Source organism: Cryobacterium sp. TMT2-17-1 (genome assembly GCF_004402765.1).
Taxonomy (GTDB): domain Bacteria; phylum Actinomycetota; class Actinomycetes; order Actinomycetales; family Microbacteriaceae; genus Cryobacterium; species Cryobacterium sandaracinum.
Genome location: NZ_SOGC01000021.1, coordinates 1 through 9,924 on the forward strand (window position 1 = coordinate 1; position 9,924 = coordinate 9,924).

A 9,924-nucleotide genomic window follows, 5' to 3' on the forward strand; every position below is an offset into this window, starting at 1 on the left:
TCAAATCACCCGACGCCCTCATCGCCCTCGCCATGCTCAGCCTCGGCGGCCACAAACCAGTGCTCCCCGGCCGGGATTAACCCACAGAAGCAGCAGGAGAGCCGAGATTCTGGCCAAATCGGGTTCAAACAGTTGGAAAGAGCGCTCTCAGCACAAAATCTCCGTCGAATTGGTTCGACACCGAGGGCGGGATGCCAGCTGTGCGGAAAGCGTCCACGCGGTGCGGTCGACTCGCACCTGCCGCAGTGAAATAACCAATTGTCAGGACTGACCCGGTTAGCGCACGACCGGCCGGGCCGTGGTGCCGCGCACGGCAGACCAGACGACGATGACGCCCGCGAGCACCATGGTGACCAGCCCGAGCCCGGAGTAGCCGATCGCGCTCAGGATCAGGCCGGCCAGGGCTCCGCCGAGGGCACCGGCCCCGTTCATCGATAGGTCGGAGAAACCCTGCAGGGCGGCGCGGTCGTGCACGCCCACCACCTCGGCGATCAGCGCCGAGCCGGCGACGACGGATGCCGACCAGCCCAGTCCGAGCAGGATCAGCCCCACCGTCATGGCAGTTTGTGACTCCCCGGCCAGCCAGAAGATCGCCAGCGAGACCAGCAACAGGCTCTGGCCGATGAGGATGACGGGCATCCGTCCCAGCCGGTCGGCCAGCCAACCGAAGACGGGCGAGAGCGCGTACATGCCGGCGACGTGGAAACTGATGGTCAGCCCCACCAGCGTCAGGGTGGCGCCGTGGTCGCGCAGGTGCACCGGGGCCATCGACATCAGGGCGACCATGGTGGCGTGGCTGCAGGCGATCACGACCACTGCGAAGCGGGCCTGTGGGTTGACGCGCACGATGGCCAGGCCGCCGCGCCGCGTGCCGCCGACGGGGTCGACCTCGCGTGCGGCGAGGGCGGTGAGCAGCGGGTCGGGGCGGAGTCCGACCGTGTAGACAACGGCCGCGCCGACCGTGGCGATCAGGGAGAAGGCGAAGGCACCGGTCAGAGGGGGCAGGCCGAGGGCCTTTCCCACGGTCTCGCCGGGGCCGAACAGGTTCGGGCCGAGCACGGCGCCGATGGTCGTCGACCAGACCACGATGGACAGGTCGCGCGCCCGGAATTGTGTGCTTGCGAGGTCGGTGGCGGCGAAGCGGGCCTGCAGATTCGTGGCCGATCCGGCGCCGAGGAGCATCAGGGCCAGCAGGAGCAGCGGGAAGATGTCGACCGTGACCGAGGTGATGGCGAGAACAGCGCCGGAGCCGGCGATGAGCGAGCCGGTCGCGAGGGAGCGGCGGCGCCCGCGGCGCTGGGCCAGGCGGGCCAGCGGTACGGCCACGAGGGCGGCGCCGAGGGTGCTCATGGTGGCGGCCATGCCCGACCAGGCGCTGGAGCCGGAGAGCTGCGCGGCCAGCAGGGCGCCGAGGGAGAGCGTCGCGCCCATGCCGATGCCGCCGAGGATCTGGCCTGCGATGAGCACCCGCACGACCGTGCGCTGCAGCGGCGTGTGGTCGGCGGGCGCGGGCGCGGGGCGGGCGTCCGGGGTCACGGGCGCGGGCGCATCCGGATTGGTGGACATCGGGCTCCCTTGTGGCATGTGCGCTGGGGTTTCAGCATACCCCAGGGGGTAATTAGACTTCGACGACGAGCAGGGTGTCGAGGGCGAATGTGGCGGCGCCGCCGTCGCCGGGGGCCTCCGGGTCGGTGGCGAGGTCGCGGCGGATGGTCTCGCAGCGCACGACCCGGGAGGCACCCGGGCTTGCGGGGTCGATGCAGGAACGCAGCAGCTCGGGCGAGTAGAGGATGGCCGGATCGCCCGGTCCGGGAGCCCCGGTCGCGAGGTTGGTCTGGTCGTGCCCGAGCGCGACCAGGTGCCCGCCGGGGGAGAGCCACCCGGCGGCGCGGGCCAGCACGGCGCGCAAGGCGGGCTCGGGCAGGTGCAGGTACATCACGGTGACCAGGTCGAAGCTTTCGCCTGACGGATCCCAGGTCGTGGCGTCGCCGACCTGCCAGTCCACCGACACGCCTGCCTCGGCGGCGTGCGCTTCGGCCAGGCCGACGGCTTCGGCGGAGAAGTCGACCGCCGTGACCGTCCAGCCGTGGCCGGCCAGCCAGATCGCGTTGCGACCGTCGCCGGTGGCCAGATCCAGCGCACGCCCCGGCGGGAACGGGCTCACGGTGTCCTGCACGATCTGTGCCGGCAGAGCCGACCACAGACGTCCGGCCTGGCTGGCCTGTGCCTCACGGGCGAGGCGGTAGCGGGTGTCCCATTCGGTGGCGTCCATGGCGTGTCCTCTCGGCGGGCATCCGTCGGTGTGAACGGATGCTGCGCGATGGCCAGTTTCGCACGGAAGCGGCGGCTCAGCGGGAGAGCGCTGCCAGCTCGGCCCGGGTGGAAGCACCCACCTTGCGCAGCAGGTTGGCGACGTGGAACTTGACCGTGTTCTCGCTGATCGAGAGCGTCTCGGCGATCGCCCGGTTGCGGGCGCCGGAGGCGACCAGCTCGAGCACGCCCTTCTCGCGCGGGCTCAGACCCCACGCGGCGGCGGCCGTGAGCGGTGCGAGCGGCACGTCGAGGGGGAGGGTGACGGTCATTTCGGACCCCCAGCCGGTCGTCGCCTCCAGCCGCAGCGAGCCGTTCAGTGCGGCCACCCGGCTCGTCAACCGGCTGACGCTCGGGCTGTCCGGGGTGAGGTCGCCGGAGCCGTCGTCACGGATGTGGATCAAAAGGTTGCTGCCGTCGCAGTCCCAGTGCACGCGCACGCGGGCCACCCCGGCCTGCTCGACCAGAGCCAGGACCGCGCCGCGCACGATGGCCCGGGCGGCGTGGGCCACCTCGCCGGGCAGGGCCCGGCCGTTCACGGGCGGCTCGATGAACTGCACGTCGAGGTCGCCGAAGCGCACGAGCGGGCGCAGGTCGTCGCGCAGGCGTTCGAAGGCCCGAGCAACGGGCTCCTCGGTGAGGGACCGGTCGAGGTCGGAGACGGCGCGCAGCGCCACCATCGCCGTCGCGGCCAGGTCGATCGCGGTTTGCCGGGCCGAGGCGTCGCTCGTGTTCCGGGAGCGGAGCACGGCGAGCAGGGACTCGAGCGTGGTCGCCTGCGTGTCGGTCAGGTCGGCGACGACCCGGGCGCGCTCGGCGGCGGCCGAGCGGGAGTCGAACGGCTCGATCGAGGGGGCTGGGCGCTGACTATTCACCTCAGCATCCTACCGGAGGCGCGTTCAGCCATCCGTTCGAGTAGGTGCACCGCCCGTTCGGTGGGCCTCCTGCCCGCCCGAAAGAGTGGACCATAAGGGGATGCCTTCTTGCACCGACACCCCCGTGACACTGACCGTGACCGAATCGCTCGCCGCCATCGCGGCCGAGAACGCCGGGATCGTGCGCCAGCTCCTGACGACGGCGACCACGAACAGCGCGAACACCACGAACAGCGCGAACAGCACTGACGACACGGCCGGCCTCCCGACCCTCGACCAGGCTGCGGCCGCCCTGCGGGGAGCCCGGCGCGTGTTCGTTCTCGGCGCGGGCCGGTCCGGCCTGGCCCTGCGCATGACCGCGATGCGGCTGATGCACCTCGGGCTCGACGTGCACGTGGTCGGCGAGGTCACCACCCCGGCGATCGCGGCCGGCGACGTGCTGCTGGTAGCGAGCGGGTCCGGCGCGACGGCCGCCGTCGTGCGCGCGGCCGAGACCGCCGCGGAATCCGGTGCCCGGGTAATCGCGATCACCACCGCTCCGGACTCCCCGCTCGCCGCGCTGGCCGCGGTGACCGTGGTCGTGCCGGCCGCCCAGAAGCAGGACCACGACGAACTCCGGTCGCTGCAGTACTCGGGCGCGCTCTTTGAACAGACCGTCGTCGTGCTCGGCGACGCGATCTTCCACAGCCTGTGGAAGGCATCCGGGGCCACGGCCGACGATCTGTGGCCGCGGCACGCCAACCTCGAATAACGCTTTTCACTCACTCAGACCTATCAGACCTCACCAGACGTCACCAGAACCGGAAAGAAGACCATCATGAAGCTTCAAGTCGCCATGGACGTACTCACCACGGATGCGGCCCTCGAGCTGGCCGCGAAAGTTGCACCCTACGTGGACATCATCGAGCTCGGCACCCCGCTGATCAAGGCGGAGGGCCTGCGTGCCGTGACCGCCATCAAGGCCGCTCACCCCGACAAGACGGTCTTCGCCGACCTCAAAACGATGGATGCCGGTGAGCTCGAGGCCGACCTGGCGTTCACCGCCGGCGCCGACCTGGTGACCGTGCTCGGCACGGCCGGGGACAGTACCATCGTCGGGGCCGTCGCCGCAGCCACGAAGCATGGCAAAGGCGTCGTCGTCGACCTGATCGGCGTCGCCGACAAGGTGACGCGGGCCCGCGAAGTGACAAAGCTCGGCGCCGTCTTCGTCGAGATGCACGCCGGCCTTGACGAGCAGGCGGAGCCCGGCTTCTCGCTCTCGACTTTGCTCAACCAGGGTGAGACCGCCCGGGTTCCGTTCTCCCTGGCCGGCGGTGTGAGCGTCGCCACCATTGCCTCCGTGCAGCGTGCCGGGGCCCGGGTCGCCGTCGCCGGCGGCGCCATCTACGGCGCGGAGGACCCGGCCGCCGCGGCGGCCGCCCTGCGCGCCGCCATCATCTAGCCACCCCGGAGTCCGCGCTGGAGTTGGCGCGGGAGTCCGCGTGGATACGGAAAAAGCACCCTCGTTTCGAGACGAGGGTGCTTTCTCGTGGGGGCAGGGAGGGGGTGTCAGCCGAGTAGCATCTTGCCGAGCGTGTCAGCGGAGTAGACGGTCGCGGTCGCCTCGGCGGCCTCGGACGGGGAGCCGTAGCCCCACTCCACGAGGATGGCCGGCACGCCGTGGGCGGCCGCACCTTCCGCGTCGTAGCGGCGGTCACCGACCATGACGGGCTTGCTGAGGTCGGCACCGGCGGCGGCGAGGCGCTCGAGGGCCTCCGCCACGACGTCGGCCTTGGAACTGCGCGTCTCGGTGTCGGTGGAGCCCACGATGGCGGTGAAGTACTGTGCCAGGTCGAAGTGCTCGAGCACCGCGATCGCATTGTGCTGGGTTTTGCTGGTGGCCACGGCCATCGGGATCTTCGCCGCGTGGATGCGCTCGAGGAGTCCGGCGACGCCCGGAAAGATGGCGGTGTCCAGCAGGTGCTTGCCCTGGTCGTCGGCGCGGTAGACGGCGACAGCCTCGGCGGCCTCCTCCGGTGTCATTCCGGCGTACTCGCGGAAAGCGGCCAGCAGAGGCGGCCCCACGTAGGCCAGTAGTTTCGCGTCGGCGGGAACCGGGCGGCCCAGCACGGCGAAGGTGCGGGCGAGGGCATTGGTGATGGCCGGGGCGGAATCGGTGATCGTTCCGTCAAGGTCAAATATGATGGCACTCCACGTGCGGGTCAATGTCGAAATCACAGGCTAATACTAGGGGTCGGGAGTCGATCCATCGCATGAATTTAAAGAAAAATAGGAGTAATACGCTTTCGCGCGGGCCGCCAGCCCCTAAAAGAGTTTCGATTGTGTGTCGTCGAGTCCGCGCATGGCGTCGTAGTCGAGAACGAGGCAACGGATACCCCGGTCCTCGGCCAGGGTGCGCGCCTGCGGCTTGATGATCTGTGCGGCGAAAACCCCGATCACCGGCGCAAGATGCGGGTCGCGGTTCATGAGTTCGAGGTAGCGCGTGAGCTGTTCGACCCCGTCGATGTCGCCGCGCCGCTTCAGCTCCACGGCGACGGATCCGCCCGTGGAGTCGCGCGCCAGGATGTCGACCGGGCCGATCGCCGTCATGTACTCCCGGCGCACCAGGATATGGCCGTCGCCGAGCAGGTGGATGTGCTCGGCCAGCAGCTTCTGCAGGTGGGCCTCGACGCCGTCCTTGATCAGCCCGGGGTCGATGCCGAGCTCGTGGGCGGAGTCGTGCAGCACCTCGTAGATGCTGACGATGAGCTGATCGGCGGTCTTGGCGTGGGTGACCGTCCAGACGGCCGTGACGCCGGCCTCCGTCTGGTCGTCATCGGGCTCGGACAGCGCCAGGCTGCACGGCGGGCTCATCCAGTTGAGCGGCTTGTACGAGCCGCCGTCGGAGTGCACGAGCACGCTGCCGTCCGACTTGATCATGAGCAGGCGGGTGGCCAGCGGCAGATGCGCGCTCAGTCTCCCGGCGTAGTCGACGGAACATTTCGCAATCACAAGGCGCACGGTTCGAGCCTAACCGCGCCGCGGCATACGTTCGCCCACCCTCGACGAACCTCCCGCGCCCCGGGTCCGAACCAATTCGACGGAGATTTTGCCGTTTCGGCTTGAAACAGCCCCAAAACCGGCCTCTAGCGCCAAAATCTCCGTCGAATTCGTTAGGCGGCGGGGGCGCTGGTGCGCTCGCGCGCGGCGGGGGCGGCCAGGCCCGCCAGAACCATCAGCGCCAGGATCAGGAACAGGGCGTTCAGGATGCCCCAGGCCTCCCCGAGCAGGCCGAGCACGGGCGGGCCCACGAGGAACGCGAAGTAGCCGATCATGGCGACGGCGCTCACTCGGGCGGCGGCGTTCTGCGTGTCGTCGGCGGCGGCCGACATGCCCACCGGGAAGCCGAGCGACGCGCCGAGACCCCAGAGCACCGTGCCGGTGTAAAGCAGCCCCTCGTTCGGCGCGAGGATGAACAACACCAGGCCCAGGATGCCCAGCGCGGCGCAGGCGCGCAGCACCGGTACCCGCCCGAACCGGTCCAGGATCGGCCCGCCGAACACTCGGCCGACGGTCATCGCCGTCACGAAGACGCCGAAGATGATGGCGCCCTCCGTGTTGCTCAGCCCGTGCCCGTCGACGGCGGCCAGGGCCAGCCAGTCGTTGGCCGAGCCCTCGGCGAAGGTCATGCCCAGCACGATCGTGCCGATCAGGAGGATCCTCGTGTCACCCCACGCGGACAGGCCGACGCGCAGGCGCTCCCGCCACGGCGGCGCAGGGCGCGGCCCGGCCTCCGCCGTTCCCGGCGCGACGCCCGGCTCCGCGCCCGACGCCGACGCCGTCGCCGGCTCGTCGCCGAGCTCCGCTCGCACCGGGATATACCGCACCCCGGCGACGGCCGTGGCGAGCACGAGAAGCGCAACCCCGGCCAGGTGCCAGAACACCGGCAACGAAACGAAGGATGCCCCCGCGCCCGCCAGTGCGCCGACCACGGTGCCGAGGCTGAAGCAGGCGTGCATCAGCGGCATCAGCGTCTTGCCGATCGCCCGCTCAACCGCCGCCCCCTCGACGTTCATCATGACGTCGACCGAGCCCATCCCGAAACCGACCAGGGCCAGCCCGGCGAAGACCAGCTCGGTGGACCCCAGCAGGCTCGTGCCGACCCCGGCCGTGATGAGCCCGACCGAGGAGATCGCGACGCCGAGCACCACGGCGCGCCGGGCGCCGAGGCGGGCGAGCAGCCCGACCGCCGCCACCAGGCCGATCACCGACCCGGCCGAGAGGCCGAAGATGACAATGCCCACCTGCGCGGTCGAGAGCTCGAGGCCGTCTCGCACGGCCGGGATGCGGGACATCCAGGTGGCCAGTGCGAGTCCGGCAATGAAGAAGAGTGCGAACACGGCGTTCCGCCAGGCGTGCAGCCCGGGCCGGGCGGCTGGGGTGGCGGAGATTCCGAGGTCGCGGGCGGTGTGGGTCACACCCTCCACGTTATCCGAAACGCAATCTGTCGCACGTGGGGGGACTTCAGGGGGTAACAGAACGGGGGTGCCGCACCCCGCCGCACCGCGGTCGCTCTCCGAGATCTGCGCCGAGGGCGGGCTGCCACAGAGCACTGTGCGCCGCCTGCTCGGCGAGCTCGAAGAGTGGGGCGCCGTGCAGCGGGATGCCCGCGGCCGCAACCAGATCGGCCTGCGCCTCTGGGAACTCGGCCAGCACGCGGGGCGGCAGCTGCGCGACGTGGCCCGCCCCCTACCTGCAGGACCTCTCCGGCCTCACCCAGGAGACCGCGCATCTGGCCATCCGCGACGGGGCCGACGTGCTCTACATCGACCGCGTCTACGGCACCCGGCGCGTGCAGCAGGCCCCCCGGGTCGGCTGCCGGCTGCCCATGCACGCCACCGCCATGGGGCGCGCCATCCTGGCATTCGAGGAGGACTGGGTGCAGGACGCCGTGCTCGGCGGCACGCTGATCGCCCGCACCGCCTTCACGAAGACCGACCACGAGCAGCTCCGCCGGGAGATCGAGAAGATCCGCGTGCAGGGGTTCGCGCTCGCCTCGGAGGAGGTTCGCCTCGGCTCCGGCTCCCTGGCGGTTCCGGACTTCCAGGCTGACGGCCGCGTCGTCGGCGGGCTCGGCATCGTGCTGCCGACCAGCCGCGCCCACCAGCTCGAACGCAACCTGCCGATCCTGCTCGGCACGGCCGAGCGCAGCCAGGCCGGAATCGCGCAACTCCCCCCTCGGCGCTGCAGCCCGCCGCCCGCGCCCGCAAACCACCCCGGTGATCGACCCCGTCGCGATCTGAGACCCGATGGATCCGGCAACCGTGTTCGGGCCGAGCGCGACCGCCGCGCAGGGGGACACGGTGCTTGGTTACATCCGGTCGGGCCTGGCGGAGGGTGCCCGCGCCACGACCGGCGGCGACGTGCCCAGCGGGTTCGACCGGGGCTTCTCCGTCACGCCGACCGTGTTCGCCGACGTGACGCCCGGCATGCGGATCGCCCGGGAGGAAGTCTTCGGGCCGGTGCTGTCGATTTTGCGCCTCGACCGCCTCGAGGAGGCCATCGGGATCGCCAACAACACTGATTTCGGCCTCGGAGGAACGGTCTTCTCCGCAGACGAGGATGCCGCCCTCGCGGTGGCTTCGCGGGTGGACACGGGCTCGATCGGGATAAAATTCTTCGCCGCAAGCCATGCCGCCCCGTTCGCGGGGCGGCATGGCTCAGGGCTCGGCGTCGAATTCGGCCTGGAGGGTCTGCACGTCTACCTCAAGCCGCAGTCGGTGCACCGCCGCATCCGCTCGTAGCCGGCACGGCGGTGCGCTCAGGATCGCGGCAGGATCAGGGCCGCATCTGCGGGGGCAGGGCGGCGATGATCGGGTGGTCCTTCTGGAACACGCCGGATTTCGCCGCCCCGCCGGGCGAGCCGATGTCGTCGAAGAACTCGACATTGGCCTTGTAGTACTCGGCCCACTTCTCGGGCACGTCGTCCTCGTAGTAGATGGCCTCGACCGGGCAGACCGGCTCGCAGGCGCCGCAGTCGATACATTCGTCGGGGTGGATGTAGAGCGAGCGCGCACCCTCGTAGATGCAGTCGACCGGGCACTCGTCGACGCAGGCACGGTCCTTCACGTCGACGCAGGGCAGGGCGATCACATAGGTCATCGGCACGCCCCGGTCAGACTCAGTCGAATCGGCGCAACGGGCTGGCTAGATGTTGAATCCAAGAGCGCTCATCATCTCCCGGCCGTCGTCGGTGATCTTGTCGATGCCCCACGGCGGCATCCAGACCCAGTTGATGCGGAACTGGTCGACGATGCCGTCCAGGTTGACGCCGATCTCCTGCTCGAGCACCTCGGTCAACGGGCAGCCGGCCGAGGTCAGGGTCATGTGAATGATCAGGGCATCGTTTTCATCGTCCCAGCCCAGATCGTAGATCAGGCCGAGGTCGACGATGTTGATGCCGAGTTCCGGGTCGATCACATCCTTGAGGGCCTCCTGGACGGCATCGAACCGCGCCGCGCCCAGGGTCGATTCCGCCGACTGCAGTGCGGTTGTCCCGAGGCTCATCGGGCGACGTCGGCGCTCTGGAAGCGATCGTAGCCCTCGTCTTCGAGGCGGTCGGCGAGTTCGGGGCCACCCTGTTCGGCGATCCGGCCGTCGACGAAGACGTGCACGAAGTCCGGCTTGATGTAGCGCAGGATGCGGGTGTAGTGCGTGATCAGCAGCAGACCCAGGCCGGTGTGCTCCTTGGCCCGGTTCA

11 protein-coding genes and 1 pseudogene are annotated in these 9,924 nt (G+C 70.0%); 3 read left to right on the forward strand and 9 right to left on the reverse strand.

Annotated elements, in window-relative coordinates:
- Positions 1-276: 276 nt before the first annotated feature.
- From E3O47_RS04905 to E3O47_RS04915, 3 genes are all read right to left on the reverse strand, one after another.
- Positions 277-1,566: an MFS transporter gene (locus tag E3O47_RS04905; RefSeq protein WP_134400780.1), complete on the reverse strand. Its 1,290-nt coding sequence runs from the start codon at positions 1,564-1,566 to the stop codon at positions 277-279.
- A gap of 52 nt (positions 1,567-1,618) precedes the next feature.
- Positions 1,619-2,272, reverse strand: a complete 654-nt coding sequence (locus E3O47_RS04910) for a class I SAM-dependent methyltransferase (protein WP_134419692.1) — start codon at positions 2,270-2,272, stop codon at positions 1,619-1,621.
- Positions 2,273-2,348: 76 nt separating this feature from the next.
- Entirely contained in the window at positions 2,349-3,185 is an 837-nt protein-coding gene (locus tag E3O47_RS04915; RefSeq protein WP_104100580.1) for a LuxR C-terminal-related transcriptional regulator, read from the reverse strand.
- A 100-nt stretch (positions 3,186-3,285) separates the two neighbouring features.
- Here E3O47_RS04915 and hxlB point away from each other — a divergent pair, with 100 nt between their 5' ends.
- Together hxlB and hxlA are read left to right on the forward strand one after the other, a co-directional pair.
- Complete coding sequence (gene hxlB / locus E3O47_RS04920; protein WP_134400781.1) at positions 3,286-3,936, forward strand: 6-phospho-3-hexuloisomerase; 651 nt, start codon at positions 3,286-3,288, stop codon at positions 3,934-3,936.
- A gap of 66 nt (positions 3,937-4,002) precedes the next feature.
- A complete protein-coding gene (gene hxlA / locus E3O47_RS04925) occupies positions 4,003-4,626 on the forward strand; it encodes a 3-hexulose-6-phosphate synthase (protein WP_104100578.1) in 624 nt (207 codons plus the stop codon).
- Between the two features lie 107 nt (positions 4,627-4,733).
- On the opposite strand, the gene E3O47_RS04930 is transcribed toward hxlA, so the two are convergent.
- The 3 genes from E3O47_RS04930 to E3O47_RS04940 form a co-directional block, all read right to left on the reverse strand.
- Entirely contained in the window at positions 4,734-5,402 is a 669-nt protein-coding gene (locus E3O47_RS04930) for an HAD hydrolase-like protein (RefSeq protein ID WP_134375191.1), read from the reverse strand.
- Positions 5,403-5,489: 87 nt separating this feature from the next.
- The gene (gene nucS, locus E3O47_RS04935) at positions 5,490-6,185 is read right to left on the reverse strand and encodes an endonuclease NucS (protein WP_104169263.1); all 696 of its coding nucleotides are present in this window, start codon (positions 6,183-6,185) and stop codon (positions 5,490-5,492) included.
- Positions 6,186-6,337: 152 nt separating this feature from the next.
- Positions 6,338-7,642 (reverse strand): MFS transporter, encoded by a 1,305-nt coding sequence (locus tag E3O47_RS04940; RefSeq protein WP_241976709.1) that lies wholly within the window; start codon positions 7,640-7,642, stop codon positions 6,338-6,340.
- Between the two features lie 831 nt (positions 7,643-8,473).
- On the opposite strand from E3O47_RS04940, the gene E3O47_RS04950 reads away from it, so the two are divergent.
- Positions 8,474-8,968, forward strand: a complete 495-nt coding sequence (locus tag E3O47_RS04950) for an aldehyde dehydrogenase family protein (protein ID WP_134400782.1) — start codon at positions 8,474-8,476, stop codon at positions 8,966-8,968.
- A gap of 34 nt (positions 8,969-9,002) precedes the next feature.
- Here E3O47_RS04950 and fdxA read toward each other — a convergent pair whose 3' ends face one another.
- The 3 genes and pseudogenes from fdxA to sufC form a co-directional block, all read right to left on the reverse strand.
- On the reverse strand, positions 9,003-9,326 hold the full coding sequence (gene fdxA, locus E3O47_RS04955; RefSeq protein ID WP_134419694.1) for a ferredoxin: 324 nt from the start codon (positions 9,324-9,326) through the stop codon (positions 9,003-9,005).
- Between the two features lie 45 nt (positions 9,327-9,371).
- Positions 9,372-9,731, reverse strand: a complete 360-nt coding sequence (locus E3O47_RS04960; protein WP_104193717.1) for a metal-sulfur cluster assembly factor — start codon at positions 9,729-9,731, stop codon at positions 9,372-9,374.
- A pseudogene (sufC, locus tag E3O47_RS04965) lies at positions 9,728-9,924 on the reverse strand (Fe-S cluster assembly ATPase SufC); the annotation flags it as partial. The gene E3O47_RS04960 and the pseudogene sufC, both read right to left, overlap by 4 nt.

Coding starts and splice junctions, on each gene's coding strand:
- hxlB (WP_134400781.1), top strand. CDS start 3,286: ATGCCTTCTTGCACCGACACCCCCGTGACACTGACCGTGACCGAATCG.
- E3O47_RS04905 (WP_134400780.1), bottom strand. CDS start 1,566: ATGTCCACCAATCCGGATGCGCCCGCGCCCGTGACCCCGGACGCCCGC.
- E3O47_RS04910 (WP_134419692.1), bottom strand. CDS start 2,272: ATGGACGCCACCGAATGGGACACCCGCTACCGCCTCGCCCGTGAGGCA.
- E3O47_RS04960 (WP_104193717.1), bottom strand. CDS start 9,731: ATGAGCCTCGGGACAACCGCACTGCAGTCGGCGGAATCGACCCTGGGC.
- hxlA (WP_104100578.1), top strand. CDS start 4,003: ATGAAGCTTCAAGTCGCCATGGACGTACTCACCACGGATGCGGCCCTC.
- E3O47_RS04950 (WP_134400782.1), top strand. CDS start 8,474: ATGGATCCGGCAACCGTGTTCGGGCCGAGCGCGACCGCCGCGCAGGGG.
- fdxA (WP_134419694.1), bottom strand. CDS start 9,326: ATGACCTATGTGATCGCCCTGCCCTGCGTCGACGTGAAGGACCGTGCC.